Raw genomic sequence first — 23,774 nt, 5'->3', positions numbered from 1 at the left:
GGCGTGCCGGGGGGCAGGATCCGCTGAAGTATTCCGTGCGGGGAATGCAGGTTTTCTGGCACTGGTGCACTCGTGAGAAACTAAGCCGGTGACGCATACAACAGTGCCCGTGATCCTCGACCCAAACGGCACTCTTGTCGATCCGTCGCAGGGGAGAGCGGACGGAATCGCGGCGCTGACCCCGGCCCTGAAGACCCCGATGACCCCGATGACCCTGAAGACTCCGATGACCCCGAAAGAGGTGCACGCCCATGGCAATGTTTGACGCAATCCGCTGGACCACCCGCGGGCTGGTCACCTCGACGTGCCGCCCCACAGTCATCGGACTCGAGAACGTGCCCAAGACGGGCCCGTTCATCGTGGCACCCAACCACCTCTCCTTCCTGGACAGTGTGATCGTCCAGGCCCTGATGCCCCGGCCCGTCGCGTTCTTCGCCAAAGCCGAGTACTTCACCACCGCCGGCGTCAAGGGCAGGGTCATGAAGTCCTTCTTCGAAGCGGTGGGCTCCATCCCGGTGGAGCGCGGTGAGCAGGCTGCCAGTGTGCAGGCGCTCAAGACCCTGCTGGAAATCCTGGATTCCGGCAAAGGCGTGGGTATCTACCCGGAGGGCACCCGCTCCCGCGACGGCATCCTTTACCGCGGCCGCACCGGCGTCGGCTGGCTTGCCCTGACGACGGGCGCCCCGGTCATACCGGTCGGCCTGATCGGCACCGAGCACCTGCAGCCGGCGGACAGCAAGTCGGTCAAGCCGCAGCACTTCACGCTGAAGGTGGGCCAGCCGCTCTACTTCGAGAAGACCGGACCGGATCATTCACTCCCGGCACGACGCCACGTCACTGACCGCATCATGGATGCGATCGCGGAGCTGAGCGGCCAGGAACGCTCCACCAGCTACAACCAGAGCAAGGCCGTCGAGTAACCCGGACGGGGTGCCCTGCGGCCCCGTGACGGGTCCCGTGACCGGGCCGGTGTCCGGCCCACCCCCGGCGGCTCAGTAGACTTGAACTGTGGCAGATCCAGCGAGTTACCGACCCCAGACGGGTGAGATTCCGACCAATCCGGGCGTGTACCGCTTCCGCGACCCGCACGGCCAGGTCATCTACGTCGGCAAGGCCAAGAACCTACGATCCCGGCTGAACTCCTACTTCGCGAACCCCGGCGGCCTGCTGCCCAAGACGTTTGCGATGGTCCACACCGCCAGCAGCGTCGAATGGACGGTCGTCGGCAGCGAACTGGAGTCCCTCCAGCTCGAGTACACCTGGATCAAAGAGTTCAAACCCCGTTTCAACGTGATGTTCCGGGACGACAAAAGCTACCCGTACCTCGCTGTGACCATGGCGGAGAAGTACCCCCGCGTCCAGGTCCTGCGCGGGGAGCGGCGCAAAGGCACCCGCTACTTCGGCCCGTTCACGGCCGGCGCCATCCGCGACACCATGGACACCCTCCTGCGTGTCTTTCCGGTCCGCAGCTGCAGCGCCGGTGTCCTGAAGCGGGCGGAGGCCAGCGGGCGGCCCTGTCTGCTGGGCTACATCGACAAGTGCGCGGCGCCTTGCGTCAGCCGCATCTCGGCGGAGGACCACCGTGCACTGGCGGAGGACTTCTGCACCTTCATGGGCGGCGAAGCCAAGCCGTTCGTCGCGAGGCTGGAAAAAGACATGGCCGCCGCCGTCGCAGAGCTGGACTACGAGCGGGCTGCCCGGATCCGCGACGACATCGTCGCGCTGAAGAAGGTCTTCGAACGCAACGCCGTGGTCCTGGCCGAGGGCACCGACGCCGACGTCTTTGCCCTGCACGAGGACGAGCTCGAAGCCGCGGTGCAGGTCTTCCACGTCCGCGGCGGCCGCATCCGAGGCCAGCGCGGCTGGGTGGTGGAAAAGGTCGAGGATTCCACCACCCCGGACCTGGTGGAGCACCTTCTCCAGCAGGTCTACGGGGACGAGGCCGGAATCCAGGGCCGGCTGCCCCGCGAAGTCCTGGTCCCGGCCGAACCCAGCAACGCCCCCGAGCTCGCGGAATGGCTGAGCGGGCTGCGCGGAGCCCGGGTGGATATCCGCGTCCCGCAGCGCGGCGACAAGGCCGCCCTGCTGTCCACCGTCCGGGAGAACGCCGAACACGCCCTGAAGCTGCACAAGTCCCGGCGCGCCGGCGACCTGACGTTGAGGTCCCAGGCCCTCCAGGAACTCCAGGAGGCGCTGGAGTTGCCGGTCGCGCTGATGCGGATCGAATGCTTCGACATCTCCCACGTCCAGGGCACGAATGTGGTCGGTTCCATGGTGGTGGTCGAGGACGGGCTGCCGAAGAAATCCGACTACCGGAAGTTCTCCGTCACCGGCGCCGCCGCGAACGACGACACGGCCGCCATGCATGACGTCCTGACCCGACGCTTCCGGAACTACCTCCAGGAGCAGGCCGGGTTGGCGGAAGCGGCCCGGAAACCCGGGCACCAGGCCTCGCTGGAGGCCGCCGCGGCGGTGGCGGTAGCGGACACCACGACGCCCGCGCCCCGGAGTAAGTTCGCCTACCCGCCGAACCTCGTGGTGGTCGACGGCGGCAAGCCCCAGGTGAACGCCGCGGCGCGGGCCCTGGCCGAACTCGGCATCGAAGACGTCTACGTCGTGGGCCTGGCCAAACGGCTCGAGGAGGTCTGGCTGCCGGACAGCGACTTCCCCGTCATCCTCCCGCGCGCCTCCGCCGGCCTGTACCTGCTGCAGCGCATCCGCGACGAGGCCCACCGCTTCGCCATCTCCTTCCACCGGCAGAAGCGCGGCAAGGCCATGACCGTGTCCGCCCTTGACGGCGTGCCCGGGCTCGGTGACTCCAAGCGCAAAGCGCTGCTGGCCGAGTTCGGCTCGGTCAAGAGCATCAAGGCGGCCACGGCTGAGGAGCTCACCGGTGCCAAGGGGATCGGACCGTCGCTGGCTGCCGCGATCGTCCGGCACTTCAACTCCGACGACGGCGATGGCGCCGCCACTGTGCCCGCCATCAACATGACCACCGGTGAAATCCTCGAAACTTAGCTAGCTCCGGCAAACTTGGCTAGGGTAAGGACTTGGGAAACGGCACGCGCGGGGGCAGGACGCACCGCGCGGCGGAATCCCGGCAGGACACACGCAGGGACAGTACAGAATCGCACACCAGAATGGGGCTTCACTGATGGCAGACTCGACGGCAGGATCCGGCGCGGATACGGACGGCATGACGCCCGTCAAACCCGTTGAGGCGGAGCTGCTCGTCGTGACCGGCATGTCGGGCGCCGGCCGGAGCACAGCGGCGGATGCCCTGGAGGACCACGGCTGGTACGTCGTGGAAAACCTCCCGCCGCAGATGCTCGGCACGCTTGCGGAGATCGTGTCCCACGCACCGGGCTCCATCTCCAAGTTGGCCGTCGTGATGGATGTCCGCAGCAAGGAACTGTTCGCCGACATCCGCGCCGCCCTGCGCAACCTCGAGGCCAGCGGCGTCGGATTCCGGGTGCTGTTCCTCGACGCGAACGACGACGTGCTGGTCCGCCGCTTCGAACAGGGCCGGCGCCCCCACCCGCTGCAGGGCGGCGGCCGGATCCTCGACGGCATCGCCGCGGAACGCGAACTGCTGCACGAACTCCGCACTTCCGCCGACATCGTGCTCGACACGTCGGCCCTGAACGTCCACGGCCTCGCCACCGCCATCACCGAACTGTTCAGCGAAACCGGGCCCGTGGCGCTCAGGCTGAACGTCATGAGCTTCGGCTTCAAATACGGCCTTCCGGTGGACGCGAACTTCGTCGCGGACGCCCGCTTCATTCCCAACCCGCACTGGGTTCCGGCACTGCGTCCCCACACCGGCCTGGACAAGGACGTCAGCGACTACGTGCTTGAGGCCCAGGGCGTCAGCAACTTTGTCGAGCGCTACGTCCTGGCCCTCGAACCGGTACTGGACGGCTATCGGCGCGAGAACAAGCACTACGCGACCATCGCCGTCGGCTGCACCGGCGGCAAGCACCGCTCAGTGGCCGTCGCCGTCGAACTCTCCCGCCGGCTCGCCCAGTATCCGCGAGTCACCGTAACCACCACTCACCGGGACCTGGGCCGGGAATAATGGCACTGCTCACCGGGCCGCTGCCCCTCGTCCCGCCCGCCAGTGCGGCGTTCGCCAGCCAGCAGGACAAGGGCCCCTCCGTCGTCGCGCTCGGCGGCGGCCACGGCCTCTCCGCCTCACTGTCCGCCCTGCGCCTGCTCACCTCCGAGCTGACCGCCATCGTCACCGTCGCGGACGACGGCGGCTCCTCCGGCCGGCTCCGCGAGGAATACGGCGTCCTGCCGCCGGGGGACCTGCGCATGGCGTTGTCCGCGCTGTGTGACGACACGGATTGGGGCCGGACCTGGCGCGACGTCATGCAGCACCGCTTCGCGCCCGGCAAGGGCCGCGGCGGCTCCCTCGACGAGCACGCCATGGGCAACCTGCTGATCGTCACGCTCTGGGAGCTCCTGGGCGACACCGTGGCAGGCCTCAAATGGGCGGGCGCGCTCCTGGGCGCCCGCGGCGAGGTCCTGCCGATGTCCAGCATCCCGCTCACCATTGAAGGGCAGGTCCGGGTCACCGCACCTGACGGCAGCAGCGAACTGCAGACCCTCACCGGCCAGGCGAAATGCGCCGTCGCCGGTTCCCTGGAACACGTCCGGCTGCTGCCGGAGGACGCCCCCGCCTGCATCGAGGCGCTGACGGCGATCGAACTGGCCGACTGGGTGATCCTGGGCCCGGGCTCCTGGTACACCTCCGTGCTGCCGCACCTGCTGCTCCCGGAGATGCGGGAAGCGCTCTGCAGCACGGCCGCCCGGCGCTGCCTCACCATGAACCTCGCCACGGACACGAAGGAGACCCTGGGCATGTCCGCCGCGGACCATCTGCGGGTGCTGCGGGAGTACGCGCCGGGCTTCACGATCGACGTCGTCCTCGCCGACCCCGCCTCGGTACCGGACCTCCCGGACTTCGAAGCGGCCGCCGCGATGCTCGGAGCCGAGGTGGTCTTGGGTAAAGTGGGGGCGTCGAGCCGCCGGCCGATCCACGACCCGCTGCGTCTGGCAACGGCGTACCACGACATTTTCGGGAACAGGTAGGAAAGGTGCCATGGCACTGACAGCATCAGTCAAGGAAGAACTGTCCCGGCTGGACATCAAGAAGTCCTCGGTCCGCAAGGCTGAAGTCTCCGCCATGCTCCGCTTCGCCGGCGGACTGCACATCATCTCGGGCCGGATCGTGATCGAGGCCGAAGTCGACCTCGCCTCCACCGCGCGGCGGCTCCGGGCCGCCATCGCCGAGGTCTACGGGCACCAGAGCGAGATCATCGTCGTCTCCGGCGGCGGGCTGCGCCGCGGCAGCCGCTACGTGGTCCGGGTGGTGCGCGACGGCGAGGCCCTAGCCCGCCAGACCGGCCTGCTCGACGCCCGGGGACGCCCGGTCCGCGGCCTCCCCTCAGTGGTGGTGAACGGCTCCGCCGCCGACGCCGAGGCCGTCTGGCGAGGGGCGTTCCTGGCGCACGGCTCGCTGACCGAGCCGGGCCGGTCCTCCGCTATGGAGGTCACCTGCCCGGGTCCCGAGTCCGCCCTGGCCCTGGTCGGTGCGGCCCGCCGCCTCGGCATCCAGGCCAAGGCTCGCGAGGTCCGGGGAGTGGACCGCGTGGTGATCCGCGACGGCGATACGATCGCCGCGCTGCTCACCCGGATGGGTGCCCACGACGCGCTCATGGTCTGGGAGGAGCGGCGCATGCGCAAGGAAGTCCGTGCCACCGCGAACCGGCTGGCCAACTTCGACGACGCCAACCTTCGCCGTTCCGCGCAGGCCGCCGTCGCCGCCGGCGCCCGGGTGGACCGCGCCCTGGAGATCCTCGGCGACGACGTCCCGGACCATCTCAAGTACGCCGGCGAGCTCCGGGTGGCCCATAAGCAGGCGAGCCTGGACGAACTCGGTCGCCTCGCCGATCCGGTCATGACCAAGGACGCCATCGCCGGGCGGATCCGCCGGCTGCTCGCCATGGCGGACAAGAAGGCCCAGGACCTCGGCATCCCCGGCACGGAGGCCAATGTCACGGCGGAAATGCTGGACGAGTAGCCGTCCCCGGGATCACCGGGAAGAATCGGATCCGGCGGCGGGGAATACCTCAGGGCCACCGGCGGCTATGCGCAATGGATCCCGATCCAGAGACTTCCGGGTGCCAACCCATCCGGATGCACAATCCGAGAGTTACCAACCGGACAACCTGTCCACGACATTGGAGGATTTTGTGACCGAGTACGTACTGCCAGACCTCAGCTATGACTATGCAGCGCTGGAGCCGCACATTTCCGCACGGATCATGGAGCTGCACCACAGCAAGCACCACGCTGCGTACGTGGCCGGGGCCAACAACGCCCTCGCCCAGCTCGCCGAGGCGCGCGGGAAGGGCGACTTCGCCAACATCAACCGTCTCTCCAAGGACCTCGCGTTCCACACCGGCGGGCACATCAACCACTCCGTGTTCTGGAAGAACCTCTCCCCGGACGGCGGCGACAAGCCCGAGGGCGAACTCGCGGCAGCGATCGACGACGCCTTCGGCTCTTTCGATGCCTTCCGCGCGCACTTCAGCGCGGCCGCCCTGGCCCTGCAGGGCTCCGGCTGGGCCTTCCTGGCCTACGAGCCGATCGGCGGCAACCTGGTCATTGAGCAGCTCTACGACCAGCAGGGCAACGTCGCCGTGGGCACCACCCCGCTGCTGATGCTGGACATGTGGGAGCACGCCTTCTACCTGGACTACGTCAACGTCAAGGCCGACTACGTCAAGGCGTTCTGGAACATCGTCAACTGGGCCGACGTCGCCCGGCGTTTCGAGGCGGCGCGTAAAAACGCCACCGGACTCATCACCCTCTAGGCAGCCCGGCTTGCGTGCCCGCTGCGTGATGCACCGGGCAAAAATGTAACAAAGTTCATAACCCGCGCCGTTTGGCCCGCATCGCGGACGGCCGGACCCCGCAATTGCGGGGTCCGGCCAACATAAACGTAAGATGGGTCACGGAAGGCGGCTAGCCTTCAGCAATGTGGCTGGTCGCCCTCCGATCTGTAAATCATCTCTGCCCAATGGCGTGCGGGATCTGTTAGTTGGCTTGAGCGCCTTCTCAACTAGTCGTGCTTGCAAGAGCACCAAGGAGACTGAAACGTGACCACCCGAATTGGTATTAACGGCTTCGGCCGTATTGGCCGCAACTACTTCCGCGCCGCACTCGCGCAGGGCGCGGACCTGGAGATCGTTGCGGTCAACGACCTCACCAGCCCGGAAGCCCTCGCCCACCTCTTCAAGTACGACTCCGTCGGGGGCCGTCTCCAGGAAACCATTGAGGTCAAGGACGGCAACATCGTCGTCGACGGCAAGACCGTCAAGGTGCTCGCCGAGCGCGATCCCGCCAAGCTGCCCTGGGGCGAGCTGGGCGTCGACATCGTGATCGAGTCCACCGGCTTCTTCACCAAGGCCGCCGATGCGCAGAAGCACATCGACGCCGGCGCCAAGAAGGTCCTGATCTCCGCCCCCGCCTCGGACGAGGACATCACGATCGTGATGGGCGTCAACGAAGGCCTCTACGATCCGGCCGCGCACCACATCATCTCCAACGCCTCGTGCACCACCAACTGCCTCGGCCCGCTGGCCAAGGTCATCAACGACTCCTTCGGCATCGAGCGCGGCCTCATGACCACGATCCACGCCTACACCGCCGACCAGAACCTGCAGGACGGACCGCACAAGGACCTCCGCCGGGCCCGCGCAGCAGCCATCAACATGGTCCCCACCTCCACGGGTGCGGCCAAGGCGATTGGCCTGGTCCTGCCGGCGCTCAAGGGCAAGCTCGATGGCTACGCCATCCGCGTGCCGGTCCCGACCGGTTCCGCAACGGACCTGACGGTCACCGTGTCCCGCGAGACCACCGTCGCGGAAGTCAACGCCGCCCTCAAGGCAGCCTCCGAGACCGCAGAGCTCAAGGGCCTGCTGACGTACACCGATGAGCCCATCGTCTCCTCGGATATCGTCGGGGACCCGGCGTCCTCGATCTTCGACTCCGGCCTGACCAAGGTGATCGGCAACCAGGTCAAGGTCGTTTCCTGGTATGACAACGAATGGGGCTACTCCAACCGCCTCGTGGACCTCACGGAGCTTGTCGCAGCCAAGCTGGGCTAGGGTAAGACTCATGACATTCCACACCCTCGACGAACTGATCGCTGATGGTGTCCGCGGGCGGTACGTTCTGGTCAGAAGTGACCTGAACGTGCCGCTCGACGGCTCTTCAGTGACTGACGACGGCCGCATCAAGGCCTCCCTGCCAGTGCTTGCGAAGCTCACGGACGCCGGCGCCCGCGTGCTGGTCACAGCACACCTCGGCCGTCCCAAGGGGGCGCCTGAGGACAAGTACTCGCTCACGCCCGCCGTGGCGCGGCTCGCCGAGCTTGCCTCCTTCAAGGTCTCCCTCGCGAAAGACACCGTCGGCGGCTCCGCCAAGGCATCGGCTGCGGCGCTGCAGGACGGCGAGGCCCTGGTGCTGGAGAACGTGCGCTTCGACGCCCGCGAGACCTCCAAGGACGACGCCGAGCGCGGCGCGTTCGCGGATGAGCTCGTGGCCCTCACCGGTTCCCACGGCGCCTTCGTGGACGACGCCTTTGGCGCCGTGCACCGCAGGCATGCCAGCGTGTACGACGTCGCGACCCGGCTGCCGTCCTACCAGGGCGACCTCGTCCGCACCGAAGTCGAGGTGCTCCGCAAGCTCACCACCGACACCCAGCGGCCCTACGTGGTGGTGCTGGGCGGTTCCAAGGTCTCGGACAAGCTGGCCGTGATCGAGAACCTCATCGGCAAGGCAGACACCATCCTGGTCGGCGGCGGCATGCTGTTCACCTTCCTCGCAGCTGCCGGCCACAAGGTGGCCGGCAGCCTGCTGGAAGCGGACCAGATCCCGGTCGTCCAGGACTATCTCAAGCGCGCTGCGGACGCCGGGACTGAATTCGTGGTTCCCACCGACGTCGTGGTGGCCGGCACGTTCGCCGCGGACGCGGACTACGAAACGGTCCGTGCGGACGCCATCGAGGGCAGCAGCTTCGGAGCCCAGGGGATCGGCCTGGACATCGGTCCGGAATCGGCGGCGGCCTTCGCGGCACGGATCAGGGGCGCCAGGACGGTGTTCTGGAACGGACCCATGGGCGTCTTCGAGTTCCCCGCCTTCGCCGCCGGCACCCGGGCCATCGCCCAGGCGCTCACGGAGACGGAAGCGTTCACCGTCGTGGGCGGCGGCGACTCCGCCGCTGCGGTCCGGACCCTCGGCTTCGCCGATGACCAGTTCGGGCACATTTCCACCGGCGGCGGCGCCAGCCTTGAGTACCTTGAAGGCAAGGAACTCCCCGGATTGAGCGTCCTGGACCGCTAGACCCGCCAGCAGGCGGGGCGCCTGTCTCCGGACTGGGCGCCCTGCCGGCTGTTCCACTGCAACGAATTTTTTGGAGACCACGTGACTACGTCAACTAACGGCACCTTCGGCCGCACGCCCTTCATCGCGGGAAACTGGAAGATGAACATGGACCACGTCCAGGGCATCACCCTCCTGCAGAAACTGGCCTGGACCCTGTCCGACGCCAAGCACGACTTCAGCCGGGTGGAGGTCGCCGTGTTCCCGCCGTTCACCGATCTCCGCGGCGTCCAGACGCTTGTCCAGGGCGATGAACTCAAAGTCGTCTACGGCGGCCAGGACCTCTCCCAGTTCGACTCCGGCGCCTACACCGGCGAAGTCTCGGGCCAGTTCCTGTCCAAGCTCGGCTGCCGTTACGTCCTGGTCGGCCACAGCGAACGCCGCACCCACCACCACGAAACCGACGAGCTGCTCAACGCCAAGACCAAAGCCGCGTTCCGGCACGGCATCACCCCGGTACTCTGTGTCGGCGAGGGCCTCGAGATCCGCCAGGCCGGCACCCACGTTGACCACACGCTCGCCCAGCTCCGTGCCGGCGTCGACGGCCTCACGCCGGAACAGGCCGCCGAGCTTGTGGTCGCGTACGAGCCTGTCTGGGCCATCGGAACAGGCGAAGTCGCCGGACCCGGGGACGCCCAGGAAATGTGCGCCGCCATCCGCGCCGAGCTCGCCACCCTCTTCGGCGCGGACGTCGCCAACAAGACCCGGCTCCTCTACGGCGGTTCGGTCAAGGCCAGCAACGCCGCGTCCATCCTCCACGAACGCGACGTGGATGGATTGCTTGTTGGTGGTGCCAGCCTGGATGCCGCCGAGTTTGCTAATATTGTCAGGTTCGAGAGTCACCTGCTGACGGATTAGTCCGGACACAGTCGTGGCCCCCGCAATCCAATTCTTCTGAAAGGCCGTCGTGGACGTTCTTCATGTCATTCTGCAGGTTCTCCTGGGCATCACCAGTCTCCTGCTGACCCTGCTCATCCTCCTCCACAAGGGGCGTGGCGGCGGTCTGTCGGACATGTTCGGTGGCGGCATGAGCTCCGGACTCAGCTCCTCCGGCGTTGCCGAGCGGAACCTGAACCGCTTCACGATCATCCTGGGCATCACGTGGGGCCTGGTGATCATCGGTCTGGGCCTGATCATGCGGTTCAGCACCGGCGCCGACTCCTAGGACGCCTTTCGACAAGGGTCAAAAGCGGTCCTTTTGGCCCTCCCGGCATCGGGAACTGAAGATCTACACTGGCGCTGATTGCGTGCACATACCCACCACTTCAGTAGCCAGGAGTTCACGATGCTGCATTCCGCCTCCGGATTCAAGGGCGTCCGCGTAGGAGCCACCGAAGGGGCCTCGCCCCGCCAGGAACCCCGGGACGGGGCGGCGGCGCGGCAACCCCGCATCCGTGTCTCCTACTGGTGCGCCAAGGGCCACGAAACGGCACTCGTTTTCGCCCAGCTTCCCGAGGACCAGATCCCCGGCGTCTGGGACTGCCGCCACTGCGGCGGCACAGGCACCCGGGACGAGTCGCAGTTCGCCCTCGAGGACATTCAACCGGAGGGGTACAAAAGCCACCTCGATTACGTCAAAGAACGGCGCTCCAGCCAGGACGCCGAAGACGTCCTGGCCGGAGCGCTGGAGAGACTGCGGGCCAGCCGGAACCTCCCGTAGCACCCGGGCGGGTTAGCCTTTGCGGACCAACTGTTCCGGAACCCTCGCGGCCGCGTTCTCGTCGATCAGCCACAGCGTTTCGTTCCGGCCGCGGGGACCTGCCGCCGGCACCTGCACCGGGTTCGCGCCGGCCAGCGCCAGCCCCACAGCGCCGGCCTTGTCCTCGCCGGCCACCACCATCCAGATCTCCGAGGCGCTGTTGATCGCCGGCAGGGTCAGGGACACCCGCAGGGGCGGGGGCTTGGGTGAATTCCGGACGCCCACGACGGTCATTTCCTTTTCCCGGATGCCGGCGTGCTCGGGGAAGAGCGAGGCCACGTGCGCGTCCGGTCCGACGCCCAGCAGGACAATGTCGAAACGGGGGAGCGTCCCCGGGCTCTCCGGACGGTCATCGGACATATCGGCTGCGTGCTCAGCAGCCGCCGCTTCCGCGAGCCGCCGGGCATAGTCCGCAGCAGCTTCCTCGGGCGTCGCGAAGTCATCCGCGGATCCCGGCACGTGGATACGGGCCGGGTCCGCCGCAATGCGGGAGAGCAGCGCCTCCTGCGCCTGGCCCGCGTTGCGCTCGGGATCGTCCGCGGCCACAAAGCGTTCATCGCCCCACCAGAAGTTCACCTTGGACCAATCGACCGCCGGCGCCGCCGGCGAGTCGGCCACGGCCTTGAGCGAGCCGATTCCCATCGAGCCCCCGGTAAGCACCACTGTCGCCTCGCCGTGTCTGTCCTGGATATCCACAAGCTTGGTTATCAGGCGGGCCGCGATCGCGGCCATGAGCACGGACGAGTCGGGATGGATGCTTACTCTGGGGTCAGCGCTCACTGGGACGGACACTCCTTAGGTTGGTACGGGGCAGTCCAATAGTAATCACTTCACCGAACACTTCGTCGGGATCCAGCCGGCGCAGCTCCTCGGCCAGGCAGTCCTTCAGGCTGCGGCGCGGCAGCGAGATCCGTTGGACCGGCTGCCCGGGCTGGGTCAGTTCGGCGACGGTGAGGCCCGGCCGGAAGAGCTGCACGTCCCCGCCGGTGCGGGTGAGCCGGACGCGCCGGATGCCGGTGCCGGCGGGGTCCGCGACGATCGTCACCGGTGCGTCCAGGGCCACCGTCAGCCAGGCAGCGAGCAGGATGGTGCTGGGGGAGTCGGAGGCCCCTTCGACGGCGACCGCCGTCACCGGGGACGCGTCCACCTGGTCCAGCGCCGCGGCAAGCTGGATCCGCCAGTTGGTCAGCCGGGTCCAGGCAAGATCGGTGTCGCCGTCCCTGTAGGTGCGGCGGATGTTCTCGAGTGCGCGCTGCGGATCGGCCTCGTTGGCCGAATCCGTGATCCGGCGGTGGGCGATCCTGCCGATGGAGGTCTCGCAGGCGTTCTTCGGGGCCCCGTGCGGCCACCAGGCCACGATCGGCGCATCCGGCAGGAGCAGGGCCGCGACGAGCGATTCGCTTTCCTCGGCGAGCTCACCGTAACCGCGCAGCACGACCACCTCGGAGGCTCCGGCGTCGCCGCCCACCCGGATCTGCGCGTCGAGCCGGGTCGGGGTCTTGGCCCCGGCGTCGGCCAGGACGATGATCCGGCAAGGGTGCTCCCGGCTGGCCTCGTTGGCGGCCTCGATGGCCTCCTCTTCCAGCCCGGACTTGGTGACCACCACCAGGGTCAGCACCCGGCCCAGCGCGATCACGCCGCCCTGCTCGCGCAGGGCCATGAGCTTCTTGGAGATCTTGGAGGTGGTGGTGTCGGGAAGATCTACGATCATGGCCTTCTCCAGGTTCGTCCGTCGCGGGCAAGGAGCTCGTCGGCGGAGGCGGGGCCCCAGCTTCCGGGTCCGTAGGGCTCGGGCTGTTCGTTCAGGGACGCCCAGTAGTCCTCGAAGGGATCGAGGATTTTCCAGGACAGCTCCACCTCCGCGTGGCGCGGGAACAGCGGCGGCTCGCCGAGCAGCACATCGAGGATGAGGCGTTCGTAGGCCTCGGGGCTGGATTCGGTGAAGGAGTGCCCGTAACCGAAGTCCATGGTCACGTCGCGGACTTCCATCTGGGTGCCGGGGACTTTGGAACCGAAGCGGATGGTGGCGCCCTCGTCGGGCTGGACCCGGATCACGACGGCGTTCTGGCCGAAGTCGTCCTCACCGTGGTCCGTGAAGAGCAGGTTGGGGGCGCGCTTGAGCACGACGGCGATCTCCGTCACCCGGCGGCCCAGCCGTTTGCCGGCGCGCAGGTAGAACGGCACCCCGGACCAGCGCCGGGTGTTGATGTCCACCCGGATCGCGGCGAACGTCTCCGTCTTGGAGTCGGCCGGGATGCCGTCCTCCTCCAGATAGCCGACGACCTTTTCGCCGCCCTGCCAGCCGCCCGTGAACTGACCGCGGGCCGAGTGGGTGGAAAGGTCCTCGGGGAGCCTCACGGCGGCGAGGACCTTTTCCTTTTCGGCGCGCAGGTGGTCCGCGTTGAAGGAGATCGGCTCCTCCATGGCGGTCAGCGCGAGCAGCTGCAGGAGGTGGTTCTGGATGACGTCGCGTGCCGCGCCCACGCCGTCGTAATACCCGGCCCGGCCGCCGGTGCCGATGTCCTCGGCCATGGTGATCTGCACGTGGTCCACGTAGTTGGCGTTCCACAGCGGCTCGAAGAGCTGGTTGGCGAAGCGCAGCGCCAGGATGTTCTGGACCGTCTCTTTACCCAAGTAGTGGTCGATCCGGAAGACCGCGTCCGGCGGGAAGACCGACTCGACGATGTCGTTGAGCTGGCGGGCCGATTCGAGGTTGTGCCCGAAGGGCTTCTCGATGACCACCCGGCGCCATTTGTCGCCCTCGGCCTGCGCCAGGCCGTGCTTGGACAGCTGCCGGCAGACCTGCTCGAAGGCGTTTGGCGGGATGGAGAGGTAGAACGCGTGGTTGCCGCGGGTTCCGCGCTGTTCGTCGAGCTCATCGACGGTGTCGCTGAGCCGCTCGAAGGCGTCGTCGTCGTCGAACTCGCCCTGCACGAAGCGGATGCCCTCGGACAGCTGCTTCCACACCGTTTCGTCGAACGGGGTCCGGGCGTAGGCCTTCACCGCAGCTTTCACTTCGGCGGCGAAGTCCTCGTTGTCCCACTGCCGCCGGGCGAAGCCCACCAGGGCGAAGCTGGGCGGGAGCAGTCCGCGGTTGGCAAGGTCGTAGACGGCCGGCATGAGCTTCTTGCGGGCGAGGTCCCCCGTGACCCCGAACAGGACCAGCGAGGACGGTCCGGCGATGCGGTTCAGGCGGCGGTCCCGCGGGTCCCGGAGCGGGTTGCGCCCCCGGCCCGCGGGCTTCCGGCCGCCGGTCATTGTTTCTGGCATTTTGCGTGGGTGCCTTAGCTTTCGAGGGAGGGTGCGGCCTGGCCGGCGAGCGTCGTGACGAGATCCTGCAACTGGCGGACGCCGGCTGCGCGGTCCGTGAGGTGCAGGCGCAAGACCGGACGGCGGTGATCGGAAAGCACCTGGGCGTCGCCGGCCGCCTGCGCCGAGATCAGTTCGCCGAAGGTGAAGGGACGGTCCGGGATGGCGAGGTCGGCATCGGCCGCGGCCGTCACCTGCAGGAAGACGCCGATCCCGGGCCCGCCCTTGTGGAACTGGCCGGTGGAGTGCAGGAACCGCGGGCCCCAGCCGAACGTGACGGGACGGCCGCTGAGCGCTGCCAGCTGGTCCCGGACACCCTCCAGCGGCGCGTAGGCGAGCCGGTCAAGGTAGGCCTGGACGCTGAGGTAGCCGTCCGCGCCGAGCTCCCGGACCAGTGCGCCCACCGCTTCCGCGGCACTGCCGGCGCCGCCGAGCCAGTCCCCGCCGCGGACCTCGATGGCGCCGTCGGTGAAGTTTGCCGGCGTCGGGTCCGGCTGGGCATCCAGCAGACCGCGGGCGGCCACCTTGGCGGCCTCGACGTCCGGCTGGTCAAAGGGATTGATGCCGAGGAGGCGCCCGGCCACAACCGTGGCGAACTCCCACGTCATCATCTGCGTGGCCAGTCCGCCGGCGATCGCCACTTCGTTCTCGCCGAGCTGGACGTCGGCGTCAGGGGCGACGAGCCGGATCACCAAAACGTCGGCGGCGCCGCGGACGGCTTCCGGCGAGGAGGGTCCTGCCACGACCGGCAGCACGCCGGTACCGGACTTGCCGGTGGATTCGGCGATGAGCTGCTCGGCCCAGTCGGCGAATCCCTTGATGCCCGATCCGTCCTCGGCGATGACGATCTTGTTGCGCAGCGGGTTCGTGCCGCCCAGGGCGGCGCCGAGCGCGAGGCCGATGTTCTCCGCGCCGTCCTCGTTCAGGACCTCGGCGGCTTCTTCCGCCTCGTCCAGGAAAGCCTGGATGTCGACGCCGGCGAGGCCGCACGGCACCAGTCCGAACGCCGTGAGGGCCGAATAGCGTCCGCCGACGTTGGGGTCGGCGTTGAAGACGGCACGGTAGCCGGTCTCACGGGAGGACTTGTCCAGCGGTGAACCCGGATCGGTGACAATGATGATCCGGCTCTTCGCGTCAAGCCCGGCTTCGGTGAACGCGTGCTCGAAGATCCGCCGCTGGGAGTCCGTCTCCAGGGTGGAGCCTGACTTCGAGGACACCACGATCGCGGTTTCGCTCAGCCGGTCCGCGAGGGCGGCGGCGACCTGTTCCGGGTCGGTGCTGTCCAGCACTGTCAGCTCGACGCCCGCTGTTCCGGCGATGACCTCGGGGGCCAGCGAGGAACCGCCCATTCCGCACAGCACAATCCGGGTGACCCCTTCCGAGCGGAGCTCGTCGCGGAGTGCCAGGATCTCCGCCACGAGCGGCTGGGAGAGGGTGGCGGCCTCAACCCAGCCGAGCCGGACGGCAGCCTCGGCCTCGGCGTCGGGGCCCCACAGGGTGGGGTCCTTGGCGAAGATCCGGGTGGCCACCTTGTCCTGGAGCAGGGCGGGCAGGTGCTGGTCGTGGGCCAGGCGGGCGGCGCCCGTGGCGTCGTAGCTGAGGGTGGTCATGGGGCTAGGCGTCCTTCCGGGCAGCGGCGAGGGCAACCTCGACGTCGGCCAGAAGTTCCTTCCAGCTCGCCACGAACTTGTCCAGGCCTTCGGACTCGAGCACCGCGACAACCTCGTTGTAGGAGATGCCGAGGGCGTCGAGGGCGTTCAGCGTGGCGTTGGCGTCGTCGTAGCCGCGGCTGATCGTGTTGCCGGTGACGGTGCCGTGGTCAAACGTCGCGTCGAGAGTCTTTTCCGGCATGGTGTTCACGACGCCGGGGGCGACGAGTTCCGTGACGTACAGGGTGTCCGGGTAGGCCGGGTCCTTCACACCCGTGGAGGCCCACAGCGGACGCTGCGGGCGGGCTCCGGCGTCCGCCAGGACGGCCCAGCGCTCGGTGGAGAAGAGCTCTTCGTAGACCTGGTAGGCGAGGCGGGCGTTCGCCAGCCCGGCCTTGCCCTTGAGGGCGCGTGCCTCGTCGGTGCCGATCGCGTCGAGGCGCTTGTCGATTTCGGAATCCACGCGGGAGACGAAGAAGGAGGCCACCGAATGGATCCTGGCGAGGTCATGGCCGTTGTCCCTGGCCTGCTCCAGTCCGCTCTGGAAGGCGTTGATGACGGCGCGGTAGCGCTCCAGCGAGAAGATCAGGGTGACGTTGACGCTGATGCCGGCTGCCAAGGTGGCCGTGATGGCTTCCAGGCCCTCGAGGGTGGCCGGGATCTTGATCAGGACGTTGTCCTTGTTGACCTTGGCGTAGAGTTCCTTGGCCTCGGTGATTGTGCCGGCGGTGTCCCACGCGAGGCGGGGGTCCACTTCGATCGAGACGCGGCCGTCGACGCCGTTACTGGCGGCAGCCACCGGGGCGAAGAGGTCGCAGGCGTCCGCGACGTCCGTCGTCGTGATGGCGAAGACGGTCTGCTCGACGCTGGCGCCGGCTGCCGCCTGGGCGGCGATGACGGCGTCGTAGTCGTGGCCGGCGGTGATCGCCGCGTGGAAGATGCTGGGGTTCGTGGTGACACCGACAACATTCTTCTCTTCAATGAGTGTGCGCAGGGTGCCCGTGTCGAGGCGCCCGCGGGAGAGGTCATCGAGCCAGATCGAGACGCCGGCATCGGAGAGCTGCTGCGTGGGGGTAGAGGTGGGGGTCATATGTCACTCCTGGAGTCTGGGGCCGCCGCCCGGTGGGGCGGCGGCCCGGAAAGCGTGAAGTTTGGGTCAGGCGGGGAGGCCGGCGAGGGATTCCTTGGCCGCGGCGGCGACGGCCTCAGCGGTGATGCCGAATTCCTGGAAGAGGCGCTTGTAGTCGGCTGAAGCGCCGAAGTGCTCGAGCGAGACCGAGCGCCCGGCGTCGCCGACGAATTCCTTCCAACCCAGGGCCAGTCCGGCTTCGACGGAGACACGTGCCTTGACCGCGGCGGGGAGTACGGCTTCCCGGTAGGCGGCGTCCTGCTTCGTGAACCATTCCACGCAGGGCATGGACACGACGCGGGTGGGGATGCCTTCGGCCTGCAGGGCTTCGCGGGCGTCGACGGCCAGTTGGACCTCGGAACCGGTACCGATCAGGATGACCCGGGCCTCGGCGGTCCGGCCGTTGTCCGACGCTTCAGCCAGGACGTAGCCGCCCCTGGCGACGCCGGCGGTGGAGCCGAACGCGTCACCTTCGGCGTCACCTGTTCCGCGGGCGTAGGTGGGGATGTTCTGCCGGGTCAGGACAATGCCGGCCGGGTTTCCGTGGTTCTCCAGCATCATCTTCCAGGCCGCCGCGACCTCGTTGGCGTCGCCCGGACGGACTACGTCCAGGCCCGGGATGGCCCGCAGCGAGGCGAGCTGCTCCACGGGCTGGTGGGTCGGTCCGTCTTCGCCGAGCCCGATCGAGTCATGCGTCCAGACGTACAGGGACGGGGCCCCCATGAGCGCGCCGAGGCGGATCGCCGGGCGCTGGTAGTCGCTGAAGATCAGGAACGTGCCCGAGAAGGCGCGGGTGCGCCCGTGCAGGCTGATGCCGTTCACGATCGACGCCGCAGCGTGCTCGCGGATGCCGAAGTGCAGCACCCGTCCGTACGGGTTGCCCTTCCACGCTTTCGTCTGCCGGGAGGCGGGGATGAACGACGGCGAGCCCTCGATGGTGGTGTTGTTGGACTCGGCGAGGTCAGCAGAGCCGCCCCACAGTTCCGGCATGACCGGCCCGATCGCGTTCAGCACCTTGCCGGAGGCGGCCCGCGTGGACACATCCTTGCCTGCCTCGAAAACCGGGAGGGCGGCGTCGAGCTCGGCCGGGAGCTTCCGGGCCTCTACGCGTTCCAGCAGCGCGGCACCCTCGGAGTTGCCTGCCTGCCATGCCTCGAAGGCGGCCTGCCACTCGCTCCGGGCAGCCGCCCCGCGGTCCACCGCTTCCCGGGTGTGGGCGAGGACGTCCTCGTCAACCTGGAAGGTGCGGGCCGGGTCGAAGCCGAGGACCTCCTTGAGGGCCGCGACTTCCTCGGCGCCGAGCGCCGAGCCGTGGATCTTGCCGGTGTTCTGCTTCTTGGGCGCCGGGTAGCCGATGATGGTGCGCAGCGAGATGATGGAGGGCTTGTCCGTCTCGGCCCTGGCGGCGAGGAGGGCGGCGTGAAGTTCCTGCACGTCCTCCTTGTACTCCCCGGTCCGGGTCCAGTCGACACGCTGGGTGTGCCAGCCGTAGGCCTCGTAGCGCTTCAGCACATCCTCGGTGAAGGCGACGTCGGTGTCGTCCTCGATGGAGATGTGGTTCTCGTCGTAGATGACGACGAGGTTGCCGAGCTCCTGGTGGCCGGCAAGCGAGGACGCTTCGGAGGTGACGCCTTCCTGCAGGTCCCCGTCGGAGGCGATGACCCAGATGGTGTGGTCGAACGGGCTGGTGCCCGGGGCGGCGTCGGCGTCGAAGAGGCCGCGTTGGCGCCGCTGGGAGTACGCGAAGCCAACGGCCGAGGCGAGCCCCTGGCCCAGCGGGCCGGTGGTGATTTCGACTCCGGCGGTGTGCCGGTATTCCGGGTGGCCCGGGGTCAGCGAACCCCACGTGCGCAGGGCCTGCAGGTCAGTCAGCTCCAGGCCGTAGCCGGAGAGGAAGAGCTGGATGTAGAGCGTCAGCGAGGTGTGGCCGGGGGAAAGGATAAAACGGTCCCGTCCCAGCCAGTCGGGGTTCTTGGGGTCGTGCCGCATCAGCTTCTGGAAGAGGAGATAGGCGGCCGGCGCCAGGCTCATCGCGGTGCCGGGGTGGCCGTTGCCGACCTTCTCCACGGCGTCGGCGGCGAGGACGCGGACGGTGTCCACGGCGCGCTGGTCCAAGCTGGTCCATGACAGTTCTTGCTCTTCCAAATGTGGCACGAAAACCGGGCCCCTCTCTATGCTGACGGCGGATGGTAGGGTCAGTCCCGCCCGGGGCACAGTTCGGTGCCCGCTGCGGTACGTACCAGCCGTTCACCATCGAAACGTTGATCTATCATTCAGTCGCGTGTGCCTTGGCACGGGTGCAGATGCAGCCGCACATTTGCCGCCCGGGAGACCGCCTGCAGGCAGTGACCAGTGCGCGCTGACCTGGAGACAGCTTAGCCCTATTCCGCCTGCCGGGCAGCGCATATCTCACCAAATGGACCGGATTTCCGCTGATAGGAATCACCGTCCTCCGCGGCGGCGGTGGGCACCCGTTAACAAGGTCGAACCATTTCCGTGTGGCCGGGCACCCCCGGGGGCCCGGCGTCCCGCGGGTCCGCGGTATGATGGTGCGTGGCTACCCACGGGGGCGAGGACCCGCCCGCGCACTGCGCGTGGACCCCCTCCGTACGAATCGCGCGTTGCATAAGCAAGCCGGACTGAACAGCGAGACAGAACAGAGTGACTGCCACCGTGAGCACAACAGATACGCCGCTGACCACCACTCCCAACCCGGGGAGAATCGGCTACGCCCGAAAGGCCAAGGCCTACCTGGCCCTCACGAAACCGCGCGTCATCGAACTCCTGCTGGTCAGCACCCTGCCCACCATGATCTACGCGGAGCGCGGCTTCCCGTCGATCGGGCTGATCCTGGCGACGCTCGTGGGCGGCGCATTTGCCGCCGGCAGTGCCGGCGCCTTCAACTGCTACATCGACCGCGACATTGACAAACTGATGCACCGCACCGAGAAGCGGCCGCTGGTCACCGGCGAGGTCACCCCGCGCGAGGCCCTCGTCTTTTCCTGGCTCCTCGGCGCGGCCGCGATCGCGATCCTCTGGTTCGGGGCCAACCCGCTGGCCGCCTGGCTGGGACTCGGCGCGATCGTCTTCTACGTTGTCATCTACACGATGATCCTCAAGCGCCGCACCGCCCAAAATATCGTCTGGGGCGGGGCCGCGGGCTGCTTCCCCGTCCTGATTGCCTGGGCCGCCGTGACCAACACGGTGGAGTGGCCCGCCGTCGTCCTCTTCATGGTGATCTTCCTCTGGACCCCGCCGCACTACTGGCCGCTGTCCATGCGCTACGGCGAGGATTACCGCAACGCCAACGTGCCGATGCTTGGTGCCATCGCCGGCGCCAAGGTGGTCTCGGTGCAGGTTGTCCTGTACGCGTGGGCCATGGTGGCCTGCTCGCTGCTGCTGGTTCCGGCCGGCGGCGCCGGCTGGGTCTACACCGTCACCGCCGTCGCTGCCGGCGGGTGGTTCCTCTACGAATCCCACGCCCTGTACACGCGGGCGCACGACGGGGATGTGTCCAACAAGGGCGCCATGAAGGTCTTCCACGGGTCCATCAGCTACCTGACCCTGCTGTTCATCGCCCTGGCCGTGGACCCGTTCATCGGTTCCCCGATCATGGGCGGCTAGCACCCCCGCCCCTCTCCGCAGCAACCACAACGCGGGGTCACTTACGGCCCATTCCGGCACTCCGGATGGGCCGTAAGTGACCCCGCGTTGTTTGTTGGGGCGCTACTTAGCCGGGCTACTTCGCCGGGCTACTTCACCGGGCTGTAGCGGGCCAGGTCTGCTGCGTTGGTGGCGGCGCTCATCAGCAGCGCGGCACCCAACATGTGCGCTCCGACCAGCAGCGCCGGGATGCCGTTGTAGTACTGCGTGAACCCGATGACGGCCTGCAGCACGGTCACGCCCAGGAGCATGAACACGGCGCTGCGGAAGGGGCCGCCGATCCGGTCCCGGAGGACCAGGAACAGTCCGAACAGCGCCCCCGCGGTCACGAGGTAGGCCGGGACGGCGTGGATGTGCGAGAACAGGTCCCAGTCCAGGTCGTTGCGCGGCGCGTCGGCGTCACCCGCGTGGGGGCCGGCTCCGGTCACGACGACGCCCAGGCAGACGGCAATTGCGGAGAAGAGCGCGACGGCGGTCATCACCGGGCGTGCGGCGCCCGGCAGCGCGGCCAGTTCAGCAGTCCGGGCCCTGCCCGTGCGGCCGAAGGCCCGGTTCACGAGCAGCGTCGCGAGAACCACGAGCGCCATGGAGACCAGGAAGTGCAGGCCCACCACCCAGGGATTCAGCCCGGTCAGCACGGTGATGCCGCCGATCACGGCCTGGACCGGGATGCTGGCCAGCAGGCCGAGGGCCAGCAGGAACAGGTCGCGGCGTTCCCTGCGCAGGTTCCACAGGTACACGAGCATCATGACGGCGACGGCGGCCAGCGCGAAGGTCAGGAGCCGGTTGCCGAACTCGATGATGCCGTGGATCCCCATCTCCGGGGTGTTCACGAGGGAGGCGTTCGTGCAGCGCGGCCACGTCGGGCAGCCGAGGCCCGAGGCCGTGAGGCGGACTGCTCCGCCGGTGACCACGAGCACGATCTGGCCGATGAGCGACAGCACGGCAAGCCGCCTGACGGTCGGGTCGACGGTAACGGGCAGCCTGGAGGCAAGCCGGGAAACGATCCGGGGGCGGGACGCCGTACTCACAGTATTCTCAATTCCACTTGAACCAACGGGTTGCTGCGCCGCCGGCGACGGCCGTCCACAGCAGCAGGACAATAACGGCACCGGCATTGACAGTGCCGTCCAGGAAAGCGTCCCGCAGTGCCTGTCCCAGCGCCCCTGAAGGCAGGAAGTGCACCACGGCCTGTGCCGGCGCGGGCAGCCGCTCGGCCGGGATCACGATCCCGCCCAGTGCGCCCAGCAGGATCCACAGCAGGTTGGTGATAGCCAGGGTCGCCTCCGGCCTGACGGTGCCGGCCACGAGCAGGCCCAGCGCGGTGAAGGACGCGGCGCCCAGCACCAGCAGGGCAAGCCCCGGCAGCCAACCCAGCGGATCGGGCTGCCAGCCAAGCATCAGGGCGACCGCGGAGACCACGAGCACCTGCAGGAAGAGCACGGCCAGGACGGCCAGGACTTTCCCGGCAATCAGCCCGGTCCGGCCCAGGGGAGTGGTGGACAGGAAGCGCAGGACGCCGTAGCGGCGGTCAAAGCCGGTGGAAATGCCCTGCCCGGTAAAGGCGGTGGACATCGCGCACAGGGCCAGGATGCCGGGCACGGCCACGTTGATCCGGCTGGAGCCGAGCCCGTCCAACAGGGGCGTGACGGTCAGGCCCACCATGGCCAGCAACGGCAGCACAATCGCCAGGATCAGCTGCTCACCGTTCCGGAGCATGGTGACGGTCTCGTATTTACCCTGCAGCAGGATCCGGCGCAGGAGCGGCGCGGGTGCGCTGCCCGGCCCGGGGCCAGGGGGAGGGGCATTGCCCGCCAGGGCGCCGGCTGGAACGCTGGTCATCGGATCTCCCTTCCGGAGATGTCCAGGAAGACGTCCTCGAGGCTGCGCGCCTCCAGGCTCAGGGAGCTGGGCATGATCCCCCGCGCTGCCCACCAGGCCGTCAGCGCGGCCAGGTCCGACGGCGTCAGGGCACCGGTGGCGGCATAGCTGCCGGCACGCGCTTCCGTGACGACGACGCCGTCGGGCAGGACATCCGTGAAATCGAGTCCGGGCCGGGTTTCGAACAGCAGCGTCCGGATGTGCTGTTCGCCGGCACCGGCGGGGAGCTGGTGGGCAAGAAGCTGCGCGACCGTGCCCTCGGCAACGTTGCGGCCGGCGTCGATGATGTAGACGTAGTCGGCGAGGCGCTGGGCATCGTCCATGAGGTGGGTGGTCAGGATGATCCCCATCCCGCGGTTGCGCAGTTCGGAGATGAGTTCAAACACCATCTGCCGGGACTGCGGGTCCAGCCCGGCGCTTGGTTCGTCGAGGAAGAGGACCTCGGGGTTTCCGACGAGGGCGGCGGCGAGGGCGAGCCGCTGTTTCTGCCCGCCGGACAGGCGCCGCACCGAGGTGCGGCTGAATGCGTCGATGCCGAGCCGGGTGATGAGCTCGTCCACGGGCCACGGGTCCTGATACATGCCGGCAATATGCCGAAGCAGGGGAATGGGACGGGCCGACGGCGGCAGCCCGCCGTCCTGCAGCATGACGCCGACGCGCGCGCGCAGTCCGGCGCCGGCAGTGTCCGGGTCCTGGCCCAGCAGGCTGATGCTGCCGGCCGTGCGTTTCTGCAGCCCCTGGGCGCATTCGATGGTGGTGGTCTTGCCCGCACCGTTGGCGCCCAGCAGTGCCGTGACCTGCCCGCGCTCCGCGCAGAGGGACAGGCCGCTGACGACCCGCAGCATCTTCCCGTCAAGGGCGGGCAACGGGCCAACATCCTTAACTAGCCCGCTGATGGCCAGGACGGGGGACTCGGGAGATCGCACCAAAGCATTCTACGGGATGTAGTACCGGCCGGCGCGGCCCGCACCCCGCTTGCACCCAGCGG

Annotated in this window: 22 protein-coding genes; 13 read left to right on the top strand and 9 right to left on the bottom strand. The window is 68.2% G+C overall.

Annotated features, from left to right (window positions below; all coding sequences use genetic code 11):
* Nucleotides 1-88 precede the first annotated feature (88 nt).
* The 12 genes from BJG92_RS12390 (at nt 89) to BJG92_RS12335 (ending at nt 11,116) form a co-directional block, all read left to right on the top strand.
* Nucleotides 89-265 (top strand): hypothetical protein, encoded by a 177-nt coding sequence (locus BJG92_RS12390; protein WP_232084309.1) that lies wholly within the window; start codon nt 89-91, stop codon nt 263-265.
* Nucleotides 252-920, top strand: coding sequence for a 1-acyl-sn-glycerol-3-phosphate acyltransferase (locus BJG92_RS12385; protein WP_232084308.1), 669 nt, complete (start codon nt 252-254; stop codon nt 918-920). The genes BJG92_RS12390 and BJG92_RS12385 overlap by 14 nt, the downstream gene beginning before the upstream one ends.
* Nucleotides 921-1,008: 88 nt before the next feature.
* Nucleotides 1,009-3,018, top strand: a complete 2,010-nt coding sequence (uvrC, locus tag BJG92_RS12380; RefSeq protein ID WP_232084307.1) for an excinuclease ABC subunit UvrC — start codon at nt 1,009-1,011, stop codon at nt 3,016-3,018.
* Nucleotides 3,019-3,154: 136 nt separating this feature from the next.
* Nucleotides 3,155-4,078 carry an RNase adapter RapZ gene (rapZ, locus tag BJG92_RS12375; protein WP_232084306.1) on the top strand — a complete coding sequence of 308 codons (924 nt, stop codon included), beginning with the start codon at nt 3,155-3,157 and terminating at the stop codon, nt 4,076-4,078.
* A complete protein-coding gene (yvcK, locus tag BJG92_RS12370; RefSeq protein WP_232084305.1) occupies nt 4,078-5,097 on the top strand; it encodes a uridine diphosphate-N-acetylglucosamine-binding protein YvcK in 1,020 nt (339 codons plus the stop codon). Before rapZ ends, yvcK begins: the two co-directional genes overlap by 1 nt.
* Nucleotides 5,098-5,107: 10 nt before the next feature.
* A complete protein-coding gene (gene whiA, locus BJG92_RS12365) occupies nt 5,108-6,088 on the top strand; it encodes a DNA-binding protein WhiA (RefSeq protein ID WP_232084304.1) in 981 nt (326 codons plus the stop codon).
* 172 nt (nt 6,089-6,260) lie between these two features.
* The gene (locus tag BJG92_RS12360; RefSeq protein WP_232084303.1) at nt 6,261-6,884 is read left to right on the top strand and encodes a superoxide dismutase; all 624 of its coding nucleotides are present in this window, start codon (nt 6,261-6,263) and stop codon (nt 6,882-6,884) included.
* A 285-nt stretch (nt 6,885-7,169) separates the two neighbouring features.
* On the top strand, nt 7,170-8,180 hold the full coding sequence (gap, locus tag BJG92_RS12355) for a type I glyceraldehyde-3-phosphate dehydrogenase (protein WP_232084302.1): 1,011 nt from the start codon (nt 7,170-7,172) through the stop codon (nt 8,178-8,180).
* 10 nt (nt 8,181-8,190) lie between these two features.
* Nucleotides 8,191-9,417, top strand: a complete 1,227-nt coding sequence (gene pgk, locus BJG92_RS12350; RefSeq protein WP_232084301.1) for a phosphoglycerate kinase — start codon at nt 8,191-8,193, stop codon at nt 9,415-9,417.
* Nucleotides 9,418-9,498: 81 nt separating this feature from the next.
* On the top strand, nt 9,499-10,314 hold the full coding sequence (gene tpiA, locus BJG92_RS12345) for a triose-phosphate isomerase (protein WP_232084300.1): 816 nt from the start codon (nt 9,499-9,501) through the stop codon (nt 10,312-10,314).
* 49 nt (nt 10,315-10,363) lie between these two features.
* On the top strand, nt 10,364-10,621 hold the full coding sequence (gene secG, locus BJG92_RS12340; protein ID WP_232084299.1) for a preprotein translocase subunit SecG: 258 nt from the start codon (nt 10,364-10,366) through the stop codon (nt 10,619-10,621).
* A gap of 120 nt (nt 10,622-10,741) precedes the next feature.
* Entirely contained in the window at nt 10,742-11,116 is a 375-nt protein-coding gene (locus BJG92_RS12335; RefSeq protein ID WP_232084298.1) for an RNA polymerase-binding protein RbpA, read from the top strand.
* A gap of 12 nt (nt 11,117-11,128) precedes the next feature.
* On the opposite strand, the gene pgl is transcribed toward BJG92_RS12335, so the two are convergent.
* The 6 genes from pgl to tkt form a co-directional block, all read right to left on the bottom strand.
* Nucleotides 11,129-11,935 carry a 6-phosphogluconolactonase gene (gene pgl / locus BJG92_RS12330; protein WP_232084297.1) on the bottom strand — a complete coding sequence of 269 codons (807 nt, stop codon included), beginning with the start codon at nt 11,933-11,935 and terminating at the stop codon, nt 11,129-11,131.
* Complete coding sequence (locus BJG92_RS12325; protein ID WP_232084296.1) at nt 11,925-12,866, bottom strand: glucose-6-phosphate dehydrogenase assembly protein OpcA; 942 nt, start codon at nt 12,864-12,866, stop codon at nt 11,925-11,927. Before BJG92_RS12325 ends, pgl begins: the two co-directional genes overlap by 11 nt.
* The gene (gene zwf, locus BJG92_RS12320; protein ID WP_232084295.1) at nt 12,863-14,425 is read right to left on the bottom strand and encodes a glucose-6-phosphate dehydrogenase; all 1,563 of its coding nucleotides are present in this window, start codon (nt 14,423-14,425) and stop codon (nt 12,863-12,865) included. The genes BJG92_RS12325 and zwf overlap by 4 nt, the downstream gene beginning before the upstream one ends.
* Nucleotides 14,426-14,439: 14 nt before the next feature.
* Nucleotides 14,440-16,074 (bottom strand): glucose-6-phosphate isomerase, encoded by a 1,635-nt coding sequence (locus tag BJG92_RS12315; RefSeq protein WP_232084294.1) that lies wholly within the window; start codon nt 16,072-16,074, stop codon nt 14,440-14,442.
* Nucleotides 16,075-16,078: 4 nt separating this feature from the next.
* Complete coding sequence (gene tal / locus BJG92_RS12310) at nt 16,079-17,203, bottom strand: transaldolase (RefSeq protein WP_232084293.1); 1,125 nt, start codon at nt 17,201-17,203, stop codon at nt 16,079-16,081.
* Nucleotides 17,204-17,269: 66 nt separating this feature from the next.
* Nucleotides 17,270-19,387, bottom strand: coding sequence for a transketolase (gene tkt / locus BJG92_RS12305; RefSeq protein ID WP_232084292.1), 2,118 nt, complete (start codon nt 19,385-19,387; stop codon nt 17,270-17,272).
* A 516-nt stretch (nt 19,388-19,903) separates the two neighbouring features.
* Between tkt and BJG92_RS12300 the strand changes: the two genes are divergently transcribed.
* The gene (locus BJG92_RS12300) at nt 19,904-20,866 is read left to right on the top strand and encodes a heme o synthase (protein WP_232084291.1); all 963 of its coding nucleotides are present in this window, start codon (nt 19,904-19,906) and stop codon (nt 20,864-20,866) included.
* Between the two features lie 128 nt (nt 20,867-20,994).
* On the opposite strand, the gene BJG92_RS12295 is transcribed toward BJG92_RS12300, so the two are convergent.
* From BJG92_RS12295 to BJG92_RS12285, 3 genes are read right to left on the bottom strand one after another with little or no spacing between them, the layout of a single operon-like run.
* Entirely contained in the window at nt 20,995-21,936 is a 942-nt protein-coding gene (locus BJG92_RS12295) for a heme A synthase (RefSeq protein ID WP_232084290.1), read from the bottom strand.
* 7 nt (nt 21,937-21,943) lie between these two features.
* Nucleotides 21,944-22,747 carry an ABC transporter permease gene (locus BJG92_RS12290; protein ID WP_232084289.1) on the bottom strand — a complete coding sequence of 268 codons (804 nt, stop codon included), beginning with the start codon at nt 22,745-22,747 and terminating at the stop codon, nt 21,944-21,946.
* Nucleotides 22,744-23,712 carry an ABC transporter ATP-binding protein gene (locus BJG92_RS12285; RefSeq protein WP_232084288.1) on the bottom strand — a complete coding sequence of 323 codons (969 nt, stop codon included), beginning with the start codon at nt 23,710-23,712 and terminating at the stop codon, nt 22,744-22,746. The genes BJG92_RS12290 and BJG92_RS12285 overlap by 4 nt, the downstream gene beginning before the upstream one ends.
* Nucleotides 23,713-23,774: the final 62 nt, after the last annotated feature.

Source organism: Arthrobacter sp. SO5 (assembly GCF_020532805.1).
GTDB lineage: Bacteria > Actinomycetota > Actinomycetes > Actinomycetales > Micrococcaceae > Arthrobacter.
This window is presented reverse-complemented; position numbering and strand designations above follow the sequence as displayed.

Bases quoted from the DNA above. Each gene is read 5' to 3' on its own strand.
- BJG92_RS12385 (WP_232084308.1), top strand. From the start codon at position 252: ATGGCAATGTTTGACGCAATCCGCTGGACCACCCGCGGGCTGGTCACC.
- rapZ (WP_232084306.1), top strand. From the start codon at position 3,155: ATGGCAGACTCGACGGCAGGATCCGGCGCGGATACGGACGGCATGACG.
- yvcK (WP_232084305.1), top strand. From the start codon at position 4,078: ATGGCACTGCTCACCGGGCCGCTGCCCCTCGTCCCGCCCGCCAGTGCG.
- whiA (WP_232084304.1), top strand. From the start codon at position 5,108: ATGGCACTGACAGCATCAGTCAAGGAAGAACTGTCCCGGCTGGACATC.
- pgk (WP_232084301.1), top strand. From the start codon at position 8,191: ATGACATTCCACACCCTCGACGAACTGATCGCTGATGGTGTCCGCGGG.
- BJG92_RS12335 (WP_232084298.1), top strand. From the start codon at position 10,742: ATGCTGCATTCCGCCTCCGGATTCAAGGGCGTCCGCGTAGGAGCCACC.
- BJG92_RS12325 (WP_232084296.1), bottom strand. From the start codon at position 12,866: ATGATCGTAGATCTTCCCGACACCACCACCTCCAAGATCTCCAAGAAG.
- zwf (WP_232084295.1), bottom strand. From the start codon at position 14,425: ATGCCAGAAACAATGACCGGCGGCCGGAAGCCCGCGGGCCGGGGGCGC.
- BJG92_RS12315 (WP_232084294.1), bottom strand. From the start codon at position 16,074: ATGACCACCCTCAGCTACGACGCCACGGGCGCCGCCCGCCTGGCCCAC.
- tal (WP_232084293.1), bottom strand. From the start codon at position 17,203: ATGACCCCCACCTCTACCCCCACGCAGCAGCTCTCCGATGCCGGCGTC.
- BJG92_RS12290 (WP_232084289.1), bottom strand. From the start codon at position 22,747: ATGACCAGCGTTCCAGCCGGCGCCCTGGCGGGCAATGCCCCTCCCCCT.